Genomic DNA, 17,699 nt, shown 5'->3' with positions numbered 1-17,699 from the left:
GAATCGCCAGTGCTTCACAATAAATATCTGTATCACCCGACAATTTCTTTATCGACCTGAATATCCTCCGGCGTCAATGACCTTCGAACTGAAGGCGACGATCCAAACTAATTTGATGCGAATCGCTCTTCCAGCCTTACAAACCCGATATCACATACGCGCGGTTCAGCTCAAAGAAGGTACGCAGCTCTTCGATTGGAATTTTGTCTTCTTTCGCAAGGGTAGCCGCATCAATAATAACAACACAATCACCAGCCGGATGCTGATCGAACACGCCCATCAATCGGCGCCAAGCCCGCTCATTAACTACTGAAATTTCGGGCGCGACGAACACTCCACCTGCTTTAACCACAACTGTCGGCCAACCTGAATATCTATTGCTGCTGAAATCGCCATTAAAATGACGGCACAAATGCAATTTCGCATCCGTTAAATCACACTTTTCCAATGCGCCTGCGTCGACAGGATAGCTAAAATTATCTTCCAATCCACCAAAATCGACGCCTTTAAACCTCCCTCTCACCTTGACACCTTCAAAACGCACGCGATCGAATTTCTTTTCACTAAGAGGCACTCGCTGCCAAAAAATTCCGCCTTTCATGATGGAATCTACGAAGCCAAAAGCTCGCGATGACGCGGTCGACTCTATCGTGCAATCGATCAACTCACACATCCATATGGAACTGCGCAACTCGGCCTTGCCATCGATAAACAAGGTCTGACCTTCCATGGTCTGATGCTTCAGATCCAGATTTTGTCTTTCCATATTCATGGCTTTTTTGAACCGAAGGAGATCATACGGAAAATTATGTCCGACATGCCTTGCCGTGTTGCATGGGTGACAAAATTACTTTCCGTTCCCGACATGATGTCATAGCGCAGTCCGCCATGCGTGATATCCACACCAACCGACTTGCCGACGAGGCCAAGAGCTTTGACACGCGAATCATTCATTACCATGTCCTCATCCCACGCCCCTTTTCTCTGCATCTCAAAACGATGCACTTTCCACCATGGCACACTGCCACTTTTCGCACCGTCAATTAAATCCTTGTGATGAAGCTTTGCACGAGCGGACATCTGATTCAAACTCCAACCGCTTGCAACTTCACTCGTCACCTCCTGCAACATATCCCCGACCGGATCGTTCTCATACTGCCGCAGTGCCTTCGAAATATCTGCGCTGTCCATTCCGACGGGAATGTTCAATCGCATTCCCTTGTGCAGCGTCGCTTTGTAGATCACCTGCACATTGCCAGTGTTGTGCGCAATCGCTTTAGCCAAGTTACTGCCCAGCATCTCCGTCAGTGAACGCTTCAAGGTGCCGGCTTCGCGAAGCAGGGCCAACGACCCTTGCTTCCTGGTGGCCATCGCGTCAGTGCTTTCCAGCGCCAATTCGACACCGTCGGCAATCGGTCGACCGCCACCGACCTTATTGATACCGAACGCCAACAACAGACGGCGCGGGATGTCGGCCTCGTTGCTACGCGCCATCGCCGATATCGCCGCGGCTTCGGTGCGCGACATCAAGCCGAGCTTCGAAAACTGGGTCGCCATCTGGCGATCCCGCATCAGATCTTTCGACTGAAAGCCACCGGAGACGACCGCGATCGGCAAGGTGATTCGGCCCTGCGCGGAGCTGACTCCCATGTCGGCCACGAAGCCGGTCTGGCCCAGGTCGGCGATGTCGCCCGCACTCATGTTGACGAACTGATAAGCGATTTCCGATTGGCGACTGCCGGTCGTCGCCGCCAACCGGGTCTGCGCGGTGAAGCGCAGGCCGTTATTCAACGTGGAGGTCAAACCATTGGCCAAGGCCTGGCGAAGCTGGGGTTCGCTCAAGCCGCGCACGTCGATGGCACGCAGTTGCGAGGCGATCAGCACGGCGTTGCTGTCGTCGTTGGCAGCCGCGGCTGTTCTGACACCGGCCAGCAGGTCATCGCCGCCGCCCAAAGCGATTTGCTCATGCGCCGCCAACACCAGCCCCAGATGATTGACGAGGTCGTTGTGGTTCGACATGCGGTTTCGATAATCGCCGCTCGTATCCAACAAGCGCGAGCCGAGCGCGTCAGCTAATGCTTCGATCTTTTCGACTTCACGGCGATATCGATACTCCGCTCCGTCCGGATGCCCCGTACTGGGCAAGTCGGTTTCACGCATTTCGCCGAGTTCGGCCAAGCGTGCGTAGTCGTCCCATTCGTAGCTACGCTCGCCTTCTGTTGTATCCATGAAGTTCATCTGCAACATCGCCGATCGCTGATCGGCAGACAGACTTTCTATCCATTCGACGGCGCTCTGTCGCTCGCTCTGATATTGAACAAGATCGTTGACTGTATTACCCAGCGCATTCCCAAACGCATCCGCCGCCATCGCTCCATAGTCAATGCGATCCTTGAACCCGAAAGCCCGCCGCGTGTGCAGGCTCACTACCCCACCCACCAAGCCACCGACGGTGTCGTTTATCAATCCGTTGCTGATCCCCGGACCATCCAGCACAGTACCCATCGTCTGATTGATCTTGCCGCCGATCACGGCGCTGACAGCACCGGCCGCTATGCTGCGCCAGCTGAAACTGGTCTCGATGCCGGCGATTCTATTCGCCGCGTAACCGCCTGCAGCGGAGGCCGCGCCGGCCACTGCCACCTTGCCCCATTGCCCTTCGCTGATGAGCCGGCCCATGCCGCCAACCCCGCCCAAGGCCGCGCCAACGCCCGCTGATATGCCACCGGTTACACCTGAAGCGACTGCGCTACGCAGGCTGAAATGATCCACTACGCCCATCGCCTTGCCGACCGCCTGGCTGGCGACGCTGCCGACGAAGCCACCGGCGGCACCGGCCGCGAAGGCAAATCCTGCACCACCGGCACCGGCCAATGTGGCCGCACCCGCCCCCATGATGGAGCTCAGGCCCGCACCCATGCCAACCGTCGCAACGCCCGCGGTGAAGACCGTCGCAACCACGGCCACCGCGACCATGATGATCATCGCCAGGGCATTGCAGCTGTTCTTCGGCGGCGGCTCGATAAACGGCAGATTCGGCGTAGTGCTGCCGATCGCCTCGCTCGGGTCGAACGGCTTGAACGTGTTCGCGTCGTTCGCGGTGACCTTTACGTCCGGCACCTTGATCGTGGTGCCCGCGGTCAGTTCGGTGTCGGCGCCCAGCGCGTTGGCTTCGGCCAGCACGTACCACAGGTTTTCGTTGCCGTAGACGCGGCCGGCGATGCGGCGCAGGGTGTCGCCGGCTTGCACGGCGACGCGGATGACGCCGACTTCGCTGCTCTGGTAGGCGGTCATGCGGCCGAGCAGGTCGACGTCGCCGTTGAACTTGCCCGAGGCGATGTGTTGACCCGTCAGGTACGCGTAGGTCTGGGTCTGCAGCGACTCGTCGGCGTACTGCAGGAACCGACCGTCTTTGAAGTGGCCTTCGCGGCGGCGCAGGATGTTGCCGTCGCCGTCGAAGCTGAAGTAACGCAGTTTGTCGTCGACGCTGGATTCACCGGGAGTGCGTTCGTGCACGGCGGCGCGGCGGCCCCAGGCATCGTATTGGCTGTAGGTGGTGGTCGCCTTGAAGTTGGTATTGCTGCTGGTGCCATGCACGGCGGCTTCCAGGTAGCTTTCGCGTGCGTCGTATTCGTAGCTGTAGTACTGGGTGTAGCCGACCGGCGTGGTGGGCAGCGCGCCGGTGCTGTCTTCCAGCGCATGACTGACGAAGGCATAGCCGCGTTGACGGCCGACGTCGTCATAGCCGTAGCGGGCGTAGTCGACTTCGGAGATCAGGCTCAGCGCTTCGCGTTCGTGGCGTGTCCATTGCGAAGCGTTGGGATCGGGCGTCCATTGCAAGGGGCGGCCGTAGCTGTACTGGCGCAGCACACGGCCGTCGGCGTCGTACTCGTAGGTTTCGGCGTGTTTGATCCAGCCGGCGACCGGGATGTCCTTGCGCTGGTCGTCGGCGTCGTAATACTCCAGGCGCTGGCTCAACCGGCCCAGGGCCTTGAGGAAGCGGCGGCTGTTGCGCTTGATCAATGTGCTAGCGCTGATCCGCTGTTGCTCCGCGCATTCAGTGCAATCCTTAGATCCGCGCAATTACTTTCTGTCGATATTACCGCTTTCATTACACTTATCTTTAATGCCTTCAAATCCAGGAACCATCACTCTGGCAAATTCTATTTTATTCTCCATGCCTGCCGGAAGATCCAACATCACCTCACACCCCTCCCCCCCACCAAAGCACATCACGGGGACGTCCCTGTAATACACACCCGGATATTCAACAACAAAAACCGCGTCTTCTCCGACGAAATATTCAACACCCTTCGGCGCCCGAAATGATTTGTCCCGATATCCCGGCAACATGAAACTTGAATACTTCATCTTCGAGAAGAAGATAAAGTACTCCTCGCCCACGCGCATTTTTGCCGAAGATATGAATCTAATTTTTTTTGGGTTGGCATCACTGGATGTGGCAGAGTATTCCGCAGCAACGCAGTCATTATCAACGCAGTAACTTTTAGCCAAGCTTACTTTGTACTTACCGGAAAACTCCGCCCCTTTGTTCAATCTGCATATTTTGCCATAGGTCTTTTCATACGCATCGCAGCAAACAGAAATAGAATAAAATATAAAAAAAAATGACAGCTTTATGATTAGGTTAGGCATCAGTTTCTCCCATAATAGCCCACAAGATTACTCGCCCATCTACGCGCTTCGCCCTCGCCGTTTCTGGAAGTTACCTTAACGTTGGAACTAGGCAGCTTTTCATATCCGTCAGACCAAGTTCCAGGGGGGCCAGGTAACTTGACATTCTGATACAGTGTATTGACAAACATCGTGTGACGAAATTCGTGAGCTACGACAAATAATTGATGCCGCGCTGGGTCGTCGAACCATGCATCGTTGAAGAGCATTGCTCCCCCTATTTTTTTGGAGTTGTTATCAGTGGAGAAATTATAGCCCGCCTGGGCGCCATAGCCGCTAGGAGCACCCAACTCGATTCCAACAGCCCCTAGATTGTTCCATGCCTGAATGTCTTCGGCACGCCCCCTGGCCTTTATAAGCAGCCTAACCTTATTTACATTCGAAACTAATGTGTCAATTTGCCATTTCGGTATTTTTTTCATCTCCACCAGATATTCTTCACTGCCTGTGGCAATCATGACCGTGTCGTATCTGGCGATTCCGCCGCTAGTTTTTCTCTCAACATGCCTGAATATTGAAATTTCATCCCGAGTAAACTCATCATCGATACTTTTAAATAGCTTCGGAACATCCCTCGGACCAATAGCCGCTGCGACCTCAGGATAATTATTTTGCTCTTGGTACTTCCTCGCAGCCTCGGCAATCACATAGCTCGGGTCATCAAAATCCTCGCGGAACGCAATCTCTTCCTCTGTTACTGACACTTTTTCTATCAGATTTTCATCGCTATCGGCCGAGTCACTAGCGTCATAACCGTATGAACTCCCGACATCCCTTGATTCACCGACCTGGCTAGACGGCCAGAGGTTTATCCGCTTGCCTATATCTTCCGCTGAGAATGGATTGATGGCTGCCAATTCATTCAGTTCCTGCTCCAATTGCGCCTGCCGAGCCTTCCTATAATCCAACCCACCCTCTATGGCGTTGCCCAGCGTATTACCGAATGCGTCCGCCGCCACATCACGCCAGTTCCAGCTCGCGTCTTCCACACCAAAGACTTTCTCTGTGGCGAACTGAATTCCACCTCGGATCAGGTTCTGGCCGAAATCTTTCGTGAACTGTACGGCCGCTGCGGCCCAACTGAAGGCTTGATCGCCTTGCGTGACAGGCGCACGGGCGCTTGCAGCCGCATCGCCTCGTGCTTCGACTTCCCCTCCGCCAAAGATCGCTTGACCCGCGAATGCGGAACCGATGTTCGCCCCCAGTTGCCGATTGCTCCAACTGACGTCGTAGCCTGCCCACTTGCTGAATTGGTAATTTGAGGCGTAGCTGGTTGCGGCTTGGAGTGCCAAGGTCGTATAGGTGCCGGCGCCGACATACCGCGCGAAGTCGCCCATGCCCTGCGTGGCATACGCGGACGCACCAGAGATGGCGATGCTCTTGTAGTCAATCATGCCCGGCGCACCATGCGATCCCGGGTCGTAGACCGAACGCGCAAGATCTTCCCGGTTGCCGCCGAATGGATTCAACCCCAGACGCAGCGCCCGACCCCAGTCGTAGTCACCGTTGAGCATGATCTGGCTCATCTGGCCGGCATAGTTGCCCGCCATCGCGCCGAGCTCCCGACTGCCTGTGAAGTACGTAACAAGCACATTGACAACGATCGAAATAACTTTCGCCAATCCGGAACAATGGTTCTTGGGCGGCGGTTGGATAAACGGCAGATTCGGCGTAGTGCTGCCGATCGCCTCGCTCGGGTCGAACGGCTTGAATGTGTTCGCGTCGTTCGCGGTGACCTTTACGTCGGGCACCTTGATCGTGGTGCCCGCGGTCAGTTCGGTGTCGGCGCCCAGCGCGTTGGCTTCGGCCAGCACGTACCACAGGTTTTCGTTGCCGTAGACGCGGCCGGCGATGCGGCGCAGGGTGTCGCCGGCTTGCACGGCGACGCGGATGACGCCGACTTCGCTGCTTTGGTAAGCGGTCATGCGGCCGAGCAGGTCGACGTCGCCGTTGAACTTGCCCGAGGCGATGTGTTGACCCGTCAGGTACGCGTAGGTCTGGGTCTGCAGCGACTCGTCGGCGTACTGCAGGAACCGACCGTCTTTGAAGTGGCCTTCGCGGCGGCGCAGGATGTTGCCGTCGCCGTCGAAGCTGAAGTAACGCAGTTTGTCGTCGACGCTGGATTCACCGGGAGTGCGTTCGCGCACGGCGGCGCGGCGGCCCCAGGCATCGTATTGGCTGTAGGTGGTGGTCGCCTTGAAGTTGGTGTTGCTGCTGGTGCCATGCACGGCGGCTTCCAGGTAGCTTTCGCGTGCGTCGTATTCGTAGCTGTAGTACTGGGTGTAGCCGACCGGCGTGGTGGGCAGCGCGCCGGTGCTGTCTTCCAGCGCATGACTCACGAAGGCATAGCCGCGTTGACGGCCGACGTCGTCATAGCCGTAGCGGGCGTAGTCGACTTCGGAGATCAGGCTCAGCGCTTCGCGTTCGGTGCGTGTCCATTGCGATGCGTTGGGGTCGGGCGTCCATTGCAAGGGGCGGCCATAGCTGTACTGGCGCAGCACGCGGCCGTCGGCGTCGTACTCGTAGGTTTCGGCGTGCTTGATCCAGCCGGCGACCGGGATGTTCTTGCGCTGGTCGTCGGCGTCGTAATACTCCAGGCGCTGGCTCAACCGACCCAGAGCGTCGTAGACGTAGCGCTCCTTCAACGCGACCGGCGCGCCGCCGCCGAGCGGTTGCGCCATGAACACCAACTCGCGCTGACCGCGTTGATCGTAGCGGGTGGTTTCCTGCATGACCTGCTGGCCTTGCAGGAAACGGCGATGCACGGCGCGACCGGCGCCGTCGTAGGCCAGGCCGTAACTCACATCGGGATTGCCGAGCACGATCTGGCCGTTGACCAGCTTGCCGTGGGCGACGGTGACGCGGTTCTCGGCGTCGTAGTCGTACCAGTAGGTCTTGACCGCTTCGGGGGCGTTGTAGCGCGGGCTCTGGCTCGGCGTGCCCGGCGTGTCTTCGTCGCGCGCGTATTGCCAGGTGAAGCTATCCATCACGATCGCCGAGCTGCCGTTGGTGTAGGCCACGCCGCCGATCGCCATCGTCACCGCGCCGACAGGTACCTGCACCGGATCGAGCGTGGATTCATGCCAGCCCGAACCGCGTTCGATCATGGTTCCGCGCGCGACGCTGACGGTGTTGCCGTTGGCGTCGAGGAAATGAATGAACACCCCGCCGCCGGAGTCGCTGCTGTTGCGCTGAACCATCGCGCTGGCGCTGACCCATTGGCCGGGACGCAACACCGGACGCGCATCGCTGTAGATGCGGCCGGCGGTCGAGCCATAGAAGGCGGCGCTGAAGTCGGGATTCGGCGGGCCGTTGGGCACGATCCGCCAGCCGTCCTCCTTGACGCTCCAGCCGGTGTCGCCTTCGATGAAGTCGCCGTTGGGCACCGAGAACGACCAGCGGAAGTCGTCCATCCACAGCGGATCGTTGCCCGTGGTGCGATACGCCACGCCACCGATCTTCATGTAGGCCGCGTTGGGCGGCGCCAATGCGCTCAAGGTGGACAGGTGCCACGCGCCGCCTGAGCCATCGGTGACCATGTTGCCGCGCACGACGCTTTCTGGGATCGGATCGCCGTTGGCGTCGAGAAAGTAGAGGAACACACCGCCGCCGGCCTTGCCCGAATCCGATGCGCCCTGTTGCACCGCCGCGCTCAAGGTGACGCGCTCGCCGCCTCGGACCGGGATCGGCTCCTTGTAGGTGATGCGCCCGCCTTCGCCGGTCAGGTTGAACTGGGCACTGAACCCGCTGCCCTTGTAACCCTTGCCCGGGTCGTTGCTGACGATGCTCCAGCCGTTCTCCTTCTCCCATGCGGTGTCGCCGTGTTCGAAGCCGCCGTTGAACAGGCCACCTTCGTCCATTTGCGCCAGATTCGGATCGCCATAGTCGGTGGCGGCTTCGACCTTGCGCCGGTTGCCGACCGCGTCGTAGCCGTAGCTCACGTCGAGCAGGCGCTTGTTGCCGACTTCGTCCTGGGTGACCCGCGCGATACGGTTGTGTGCGTCGTACTCGGCGCGGACCAGCAAGTGGATGCGCTGACCGGCGCCGTCGCGGGTGAAGGATTCTTCGCTGGTGCGGTTGCCGGCGGCGTCGTAGGTGTAGCGGAACCAGTTATCGCCTTCGCGCAGCTCCTTCACCTGGCCGTTGGCGTAGTAGACCGTTTCGCGCGTACCCGAGCCGACCACGATCGGCGGCAGTTCGAGCGAGGGCGCTTGCTGGCCCTCGCGCCAGCGCCGCCATTCCTCCCAGGTCATTCCTTCGCGCGGGCCTTCGCCGGATGCGGCGACCTGCTGCGTTTGCGCGCGCCAGTGGCTGGTCTGTCGCTGCAACTGGCCGGTGAGCGGGTCGTACTCGTAGCCGTAGTCGGCGCCGCTGAGGTCGTTGTGGTCGATCAGGCGGCCGAAGTCGTCGTAGTCCCAGGTTTGTTCGTCGAGGTATACGACCTCGCCTTCTTCGTCGGCGCGGGTGCGGCGCCCGCCAGCGCCGCCGATCAGCGATGGATCCGACAGCGCATTGGTCTCGCGGATCTTCTTGCCGTTGGCGTCGAAGCCGTAACTCATGGTCACGCCGGCATTGCTGCGGCTGCGGACGACCAGGCCGCGGCTGTCGTAGTCGTACAGCGCCGATTGGCCGGTGATATCGGTCACCACGATGCGGTCGCCGCGCTGATTGAGGCGATAGGCCTCGCGCAGCTGCCAGTCGCGCGCGGTGCCTTCGCTGTTGACCAGATAGTCGCCCTGTCCGGCGATGCGGCCGGCGGCGTCGAACAAACGGAAGGTCAGATGGCCCAGCGGATCCTGGGTGAGCACCTGCTGACCAAGCGCGTCGTAGGCCATGCGGGTGACTTGCCCGGTGGCGTCGCGGCTGGCGAGCAGGCGACCGGCGGCGTCGTAGCTCTGTTGACGCAGGTAGCCGTTGGCGTCGCGGACGCCGAGCAGGCGGCCGAGCGCGTCGTAGAACCAGGCATTTTCGGGACGCTCGATGCGCTGACTGCCGTCGCGATGCACGACCACGACGTCCGGCCGGGTCTGCCGCACCAACTGGTTGGCTTCGTTGTAGACGCTGACGGTGATGCCGCCGCGGGTATCGACGCTTTCGAGCGCGTTGCCCCAGCGGTCCAGACGCTGGCTCCAACGCGGACGCTGAGCGAGATCGTCGCCGAACGCCGGCTGGGTCTGTTCGGTCACCCGGCCCAGGCGGTCGGTGACCTGAGTGGTCACGGCGTCGACCACCGCGCCGTCGGCGCCGCCCACGCGCACGGCCTGCGTGGTGGTCTGCAGATGGCCGGCGGCGTTGTAGCCGTATCGCCGCCACTGCCCGCCTTCGGCGTTGCTGGCGACGACCCGGCCGGCGGCGTCGTAGAGGTACTGCGCGGCGAACTGCTCGGTCGCCAGGGCTGTGTCGGTGCGGCTGTCCTTGGCGACGATTTCGCCGAACGCGTTGTAGCGCACCTGCGAGGCGGCATCGCGCGCGATGCCGGCGAACTGGCCGTCCTGGTACAGCTCGCGGGTAGTCAGCGCGACCGTCTGCCGCCCGCTGCGGTCGTAGGACGTGGTGACCACGATCACCGCGCTGCGTCCCTGGTTGCCGTCCAGGCGCGAGCGGACCTCGATCAGGTTGTCGGCTTCGTCGTACTGCTTGGTGTAGACGGTGCCCGCCGAATCGCGCTCCCACACCGCGCGTCCCTGCAGGTCGTAGCGGGTGGTGTGCAAGGTGTCGTTGCCGGCGGCCTGCGGCGCGGCCTCGCCGCTGCGCCAGCCGTTGGCGTAGCGGCGCAGTTGCACGAGGTTGCCGAATGCGTCGTAGACCATCGTGCTGTAGGGCGACACCCGCTCGGTCAGATCGGCGCTGTTGAGATCGACGCCGACATTGCGCAGTCGATCGAACGCATCCGCGCGGACCGCATCGCGCTCGGCTTCGAGCACCGACACGCTGCGGCCGAGCGCATCGAACGCCGTGGCGGTGGTCTGGCCGTCGACATTCACGGTCACGGCATGGCCTTCGCCGTCGTAACCGATCGTGGTGACCACGTCGCGCACGCCGCTGATGCCGTTGCCGTCGTGGGTGTGACGGGTGACGGTCTCGCTGACCTTGCGGCCCAGCGCATCGTACTGACGACGGATGCTGCGGTCGTAGCCAATGGCCGCGTCGCCCGCGACCGGCAGTGCCGGCGGTTGGGCGGTACCGAGGGTGGCGGTATCGACGGCCCGCGCGTATTCGGTGGATTCCACCACTTCGCCGGTGGTGTTGTAGCGCGACGCGCTGACATAGCCTTCCGGATCGACGCTGAGCGTGAGACGACCCAGCGCGTCGTAATAACGATGGGTATCGGCCCAGCGGGTCGCGTCGAGCTGTTCGGATTCCTTGACCAGATCGCCATAGGCGTCGTAGACAAAACGCTTGGCCGGCGCCATCGCCACCACGCTGCCGTCGGCATTGACCACGCTGACCACGCTTTGCACCACGCTGGTCTTGTGGCCGCGCTGGTCGTAGCTGGTGCTCAGGCTGCGGTCGCGATCGCTGGCGATCAGGGCGCCGAGCAGTTGCGCGCGATCGATCGGCTGTCCCGCGCCGAGCAGGCCGGCACCGATCGGATGGGCGTAGCGGGTCAGACCGGTCTGTTCGCCCAGCGCGTCGTAGGCGTAGGCGGTGACGTAGCCTTCCTGATCGACTTCGGCGGCGAGGCGGCCGAGCAGATCGTAGGTCTTGTAGCTGTAGTGGCCGCGCACATCGCGCTGGACCACGGCGCGACCGAGCGTGTCGTAGACGATGTCGATACTCGGCGCGCGGCCGCTGGCCACCAGTTCGCCGCTGGCCGGATCGATGCGGCCGGCATCGGGAAACACGGTGCGGACCTGATGGCCGCGGTTGTCGTAGACATAAACCGTGGTGCGCGCCTGCGCGGTATCGGCGTTGTCGGTGCGGGCGATGACGTTGCCCTGGCCGTCGTAGGCGATGCGCGCGATCACCGAACGCATCACCACGCCGACGTTGCCGGCGGCGTCGGCCTGCGCGACCGCGACCGGCGGGCTGATTTCGGTGCGTTTGCGGCCGGCGGCGTCGTACTCGTAGGTCCAGCGGTGACCGTCGCGATTGGTGACGCTGAGCACCTGACCGCTGCCGTCGTAGGTGATCGTCTCGCTGTGGTTGAGCGCGTCGGTGCGCACGCTGACCCGGCCGGCGGCGTCGTGCAAGCTGGTGCTGATGCGCTGTTCGCCAGCAGGCTGGGCCTGCGCCCAGGCGACCCAACCGGCCAGGCCGGCGCCGTCGAACGCGCGCGCCTGCTGGTAACGCACGCTCTGCACGACCAGACCGGTCGCGTCGTAGCGCATTTCGCTCACCGCGCCGACCGCATCGACGACGAAGCGCGCGCGACCGGCGGCGTCGTACACCGTATGCGTGCTGCGCTGCCTGCCCGGATCGGCGGCGAGCGCGGCGCTTAGCGCGTTGGCCACGTCGGCCTCGTTCGCGGCCGGATTGAAGCCGATGGTCACGCCGTACTGGATCTGCGCGATCACCCGGCCGACTGCGTCGAAGCGGCTTTCGCTGACCACCGCGCGATCGGTATCGGTGCGGGTCAGGGTGTAACGCAAGCGGCCGACGCGATCGTAGACCAGCACGACGCTGCGGTCGCGCGCCGGATCGGCGGTAAGCAAGCCCAACACCGCGTTGGCGTCGAGCGTGCCGGCGCGCAATTGCGCGCGGCGCCCGTCATCGAGCGGCCAGGCATGGGCGTAACGCACGCTGCGCAGCACGCGACCGACCGGATCGTAAATGGTTTCGGTGACCGCGCCGGTGGCGTCGATGCTCAGGCGCTCGCGGCCCAGCGCGTCGCGCACGCTGTAGCTGCTCTGGTCGCGCGCCGGATCGGCGACAACGCCGGCCAGCAGGCCGCCGATATCGGCCGTGCCGGCCCACAACTGCGCGCGCAGGCCGGGATCGAGCGCCCTGGCGTTGGCATAGCGGGTGACGGCGGTCGCCTGATTGGCGGCGTCGTACACGGTCTCGGCGACCGCGCCGGCGCCGTCGATGCGCAGACGCGCGCGACCATCGCGATCGTAGACGCGGTAGTCCTGCACGTCGCGCGCATCGTCGGCGCGCAGACGGGCCTGGACCTGCGCGCTGTCGATCGACAGCGGCAAACCGCTCAGGTCGATGACGTTGGCGTAGGCACGGACGGCCACCACCCGGCCATTGGCGTCGTACGCGGTTTCCACCACGCCGCCTTCGCCGTCGATCGCGAAGCGCTGGCGACCGGCTTCGTCGTACGTGTAGCGGGTGACGCGGCCGGCGGCGTCGGTGCGCGCGACCAGGTTGTCGTTGCTGTCGTAGGTATAGGTGGTGGTGAGGTCGAGCACGCCCGGCGCGATCGTTTCGCGGACCCGGCGCCCCAGGGCGTCGTAGCCGTATTCGATCGTGCGTGCTTCGGCGGTGCCCGCGCCGGTGGTGACGCGCACTTGCTGGCCGCGGGTGTTCCAGGCGTAGGTGGTGCGCAGGGCCAGGCCGTCGGCGTCGTGCACCTGTTCGATCAGGCGACCCTGCCGGTCGTAGCTCATCGTGCCGCGCACGCCGGCCGCGTCGGTCACCGACACGCCGCGCCCCTGGCCGTCGTACACGGTGCGCTGGGTCAGCGCGAGGCCATCGGGATCCTCGGTGCGTTCGATTGCGCGGCCGCGCGCGTCGTATACGAACCGGACCACGCGCCCGGCCGCGTCGACGCTGCGTATCATCAGGCCGCGTGCGTCGAACTGTTGCCGGCTTTCGCCGTTCAGTGCATCGGTGGTCTTGAGCAGCAGACCGTCGCGGTCGTAGTCGAAGGTGGTCACGCGGCCGAGGCCGTCGACGACGCGCACGGTCTCGCCGAAACGGTTGCGGATCGAGGTGGTCGATATGCCTTCGGGCGTGGTGACGGTGGCGCTGCGGGTTGCTTCGTCGTAGGCGTAGCGGGTGACCCGGCCCAGCGCATCGGTCTGGGTCAGGACGCGGCCGTGGACGTCGTAGGCAGTAGAAGCCAGCTCCTCGCGGCCGGACACGTTCTGACGCTGGCTGATCTGCCGACCCAGGCGGTCGTAGCCGTACTGCACGCTGTGCCCGCGCGCATCGGTGGCGGTGGCGACGCGGCCGAACGCGTCGAAGCTGCGGCTGACGCCGCGCAGGCTGCCATCGGCCGCGGCGCCGACCGACTGCTCGGTCTGGCTCAACCATTGACCGCGGCGGTCGTAGGCGTAACGCGTTTCCGCTTCGCGGCCGGCGCCGAGGTCGCGCCATTGCGCGGCCAATTCGCCGAACCCGTTGTAGCGGTTGCGGACGACCGCGCCTTCGGCGTCGGTGTGTTCGGTCAACTGGCCGCGGCGGTCGTAGACGAAGCGATGGCGGCTGTCCTGCGCGGCGACGAACTGCAGCGCGCGCACCGCGTCGTCGACCCGGGCGCGGTCGTACGGCGCGCCGATGACGATGCGGCCGGTGTAGGTGATGGTTTCGCCAACCTGGCCGAAGGTGGTGTAACGGGTCTCGCTGACTTCGCCGGCGCCGTTGCGAACGCCGGAAGCATCCTGCACGCCGTGGACGGTGAAGGTCGGACGGCCGGCGACGTCGTAGAAATACCAGGTCTTGTTGCCTTCGGCGTCGATGCTTTCGGTGCGCCGCCCGAGCACGTCGTAACTATGCCGCACGCCGTACTGGGCGTAGATCGCATCGAGCTGCGCCTCGCTCATGCCCGGCAGCAGATGGGTGGCGCCTTCGCCGTCGAGTTCGCCGATCAGATTGCCGAACACGTCGTAGCGGCGATGGCCCTCGCGCAATTCGCTGGTGCCGACCGCGCGCTCGGTCTTGAGCAGACGACCCTGGGCGTCGTAGCTGTAGCGGCTGAGCGTGCCTTCGGGGTCGAGCTCGGTGCGCAACTGACCGAGCGCGTCGAACTGGCGCCGGGTTTCGCGCGCGCCGCCGGCCTGCACCTGGGCGCGCAACTGGGCGAAGCTCTCGCTGCCGTTCGGGCTCGCGATGCGCTGGTGGTAGACGCGCACCGCGCGTTCGTTGCGCGCTTCGTCGAACACCGCTTCGGTCAGCGCGCCCTCAGCATCGAGTACGCCGATGCGGTTGCCGCGGCCGTCATGGAAATAGCGGGTGAGCTGATCGCCGGCGTGAGCGAGCGGACGCAACGCGGCCAGGTCGCCGGCCGCGCGCGCGGCTTCGGGCGTCGCCGCGGCATAGGCGATGGTCGCCTCGACCCGGCCGGCGCGGTCGTAACGGGTCTCGACCAGGAAGCCTTCGGCATCGAGCCGGCCGACCTCGCGTCCGAGCGCATCGCGCAGATAACGCTGCACGCGCTCGGGCGCGTCGTTGCCGACGGCCTGGACGCGGCTTTCGATCAAGCGGTTGGCGCCGTCGTAGACGTGGCGGGTGACCGTGCCCTCGGCATCGGTCTGGCTGAGCAGGCGGCCGAGCGCGTCGTAGCTTGCGAGCACGCTGCGATCGTTCGCGCCGGCGGCGGGACGAACGGCGGCGAAATCGGCCGGTACCACCGCGCCGTTGACCAGCCACGACGAGGTGTCCACGCGTTGCTCGTGCACGGTGGTGCGCACCACCCGGCCCAGGCCGTCGCGGACGTACGCGGTCACCGTGCCCTGTACGTCGACCTCGCCGGCCAGCGCGCCTTCGGCGTCGTAGAAGAAGTAGACGCGCGCGCCCGACGCATCCTCGCTGACGCGCAGGCGGCCGGTGCCGTCGTAGTAATTGCGGCTGGTGCGGGTTGCGCCGCCGGACACCGCCGACACCGTCGTCGCGATCAACTGGCCCGCCGCGTTGCGCAGTTCGGTGCGCAGCTGATCGTTGGCGCTCACGCCATCGCCGGCCGGCCCACCCTCGAGCGTGGTGCGCAAGGTGTTGCCGTTGTCCTGATGCACCCACGCGGTGGTGCGCACGACCCGCACCGCGCCGGTGCCGATGCGTTCGCTGACCGTTTCCGAGAGCATGCGGCCGATGCCGTCGTAACCGTAGGATGTGGTTTCGACGCTGTCGCGGCTGTCGTTAGCGGCCGCGGTGGCGCTGCGCTGGACGATCTTCTGGCGCAGCAGGCCCTGTGCGTCGTAGACGTAATCGATCAGTTCGGCCGCGTCGTCGACGATGCCGGCGCCGTTCGCATCGAGCTGCGCGTACGCCAGCGTGCGCGACAGCCGGCCGGCGACGTCGTAGTGCGATTCGACCAGCACGCTTTGCGCGCGCTGCGCAGCGGTCGCCCATGCATCCAATGCAGCCAGGCTGGCGTCGGCGGCGACGTAGGCCGCGCCGAGATAACGACGGGTGCTGGCGACCTGCCCGCTGCCGTTGCCGCTGGCGTGGTAGGTGCGTTCCTCGACCGCGCCGGTCGCATCGATCGCGTAGCGCAGGCGGTTGCTCGCGTCGTACACGAAGCGCGTGGTCAGCCCGCCGCCCGGCGCGTGCGCGGTGCCGACGCCGTCGGCGTCCAGGCCGGTGAACACGGTCTCGCTGGCCAGCTGATTGGCGGCGGTGTAGGTGCGCTGCACCGCGCGCGCGGCGCCGCCCTGCGCGGGGTCGACCTGATCCCACTGCCACAGCAGATTGCCGTTGGCGTCATAATTGAAATCGCTGCGGCTGAGCAGTTGCCCGCCGCGCTGGGTGCTGACCCGGATGACATTGCCGGCGGCGTCGTACTGGTAGTCGGTGACGTCGCGCAGGCCGTCGATCGCCGGCGCCTGCACCTGGATCAATTGCCCCGCGGCGTCGTAGCCGTAGGTCCAGGTGCGGCCGCTGGCGTCGCTGACGTCGGTACGACGGTGGTCGTCCTGCAGGTCGTAGCTGAAGGTCAGCGTCTGCAGCGAGCCGTCGGCGGCGCGGCCGCTGCTGACGGTGCGCACGCGGCCGCTGGCGGCGCCGCTGGTGTAATAGGTATAGCTCGATTCGGTGCCGTCGCTGTGGACGATCCGGGCCAGTCGCTGGCTGCTTTGCTCGTAACTGTAAGTGGTGACGAAGCTGCGGCTCGGATTGCCGGCGTTGTCGCTCCAATCGCCCGGGGTCAGGTCGCTTTCGACCCGGGTCAGCCGGCCCTGATTGTCGTAGCCGTAGCGGATCTGCGAACGGGCGACGCCGCCTTCGACGGTCGACAGGCCGAGCAGGCGCGAGCCGAAGCGGTCGTACTCGAACACCAGCGCATCGCCGTTGCTGCCATCGATGCGCTGCAGCCGGCCCTGGTCGTCGTAAAGAAAGGTGTATTCCGCGCCGGTCTTGAGGTCGGTGGTTTTCGACAAACGGCCGTCGAGCAGGCCGATGCCGAGCAGGGTGCCGGGGAAGTACTGCTCGCGCCGGGTCTGGTTGCCATCGGTCCATTGCCAGCGCGCCGGCTGGCCGGTTTGCTGCGGGATGTAGCGGAAGCGGTCGTGCGCGCCGTCGCCGACCGTGCTGATGTAATCACCGCTGGCTTCGTCGTAGTCGTAATAGACCATCGAACCGTCGCCCAGCAATTGCTGCACCTGGCTGCCGCGGGTATTGAGAACGTTGAGCAGGCGCAGGCCCGCGCGCGTCTCGAAACCGCCGTTCCAGCCGTCGGAACCGAACTCGCCGAACAGCCCGCGGCTGTTGTAGGTGCGCATCTGGCTGGCGAGAAAGCCGTTGCCGAACAACTGTTCGTCCTGGCCCTGCACGATCAGGTTGCCGGTGGCCACGTTGACGTATTGGCCGTGGCGTCCGGTAGCCGCCCTGGTGTCGCTGCCCAGTCCTCGCCCCACCTGGGTGAAGGAACTGTTGAACACGCCCAAGCCGCTGCCCGAAATCAAAGTCGTCATGTGTTCCCTCTCGCGTCCGATGGACGACCTTGCGCGGCGTCCTTGCTCTGGGAACAAATCCGATCTTCGGGGTTAAAGTTAATGGGCAATAGATGTGATTTTCTTCGTAGTGAATTTCGCGGCGCTCGACGCTATCGATCGCTTCATGCAGTCAGAATGCGCAAGTTCGTCACGTTGAAAGCAGCCACACACGACAATCACCGACAC

The 17,699-nt window shown here is 63.7% G+C and carries 4 protein-coding genes; all 4 read right to left on the bottom strand.

The window, feature by feature from the left end:
• Positions 1-136: 136 nt before the first annotated feature.
• From AC3A4T_RS17095 to AC3A4T_RS17080, 4 genes are read right to left on the bottom strand one after another with little or no spacing between them, the layout of a single operon-like run.
• Entirely contained in the window at positions 137-772 is a 636-nt protein-coding gene (locus AC3A4T_RS17095) for a hypothetical protein (protein ID WP_487676454.1), read from the bottom strand.
• Positions 769-4,023: a LysM peptidoglycan-binding domain-containing protein gene (locus tag AC3A4T_RS17090; protein WP_487676453.1), complete on the bottom strand. Its 3,255-nt coding sequence runs from the start codon at positions 4,021-4,023 to the stop codon at positions 769-771. The genes AC3A4T_RS17095 and AC3A4T_RS17090 overlap by 4 nt, the downstream gene beginning before the upstream one ends.
• A 60-nt stretch (positions 4,024-4,083) precedes the next feature.
• Entirely contained in the window at positions 4,084-4,656 is a 573-nt protein-coding gene (locus tag AC3A4T_RS17085; protein ID WP_487676452.1) for a hypothetical protein, read from the bottom strand.
• Positions 4,656-17,492, bottom strand: coding sequence for a hypothetical protein (locus tag AC3A4T_RS17080; RefSeq protein WP_487676451.1), 12,837 nt, complete (start codon positions 17,490-17,492; stop codon positions 4,656-4,658). Before AC3A4T_RS17080 ends, AC3A4T_RS17085 begins: the two co-directional genes overlap by 1 nt.
• Between the last annotated feature and the right edge of the window lie 207 nt (positions 17,493-17,699).

The sequence above is a fragment of the Lysobacter sp. Soil_N_51 genome (genome assembly GCF_057655755.1).
This window is presented reverse-complemented; position numbering and strand designations above follow the sequence as displayed.

Coding starts and splice junctions, on each gene's coding strand:
- AC3A4T_RS17095 (WP_487676454.1), bottom strand. CDS start 772: ATGAATATGGAAAGACAAAATCTGGATCTGAAGCATCAGACCATGGAA.
- AC3A4T_RS17085 (WP_487676452.1), bottom strand. CDS start 4,656: ATGCCTAACCTAATCATAAAGCTGTCATTTTTTTTTATATTTTATTCT.
- AC3A4T_RS17080 (WP_487676451.1), bottom strand. CDS start 17,492: ATGACGACTTTGATTTCGGGCAGCGGCTTGGGCGTGTTCAACAGTTCC.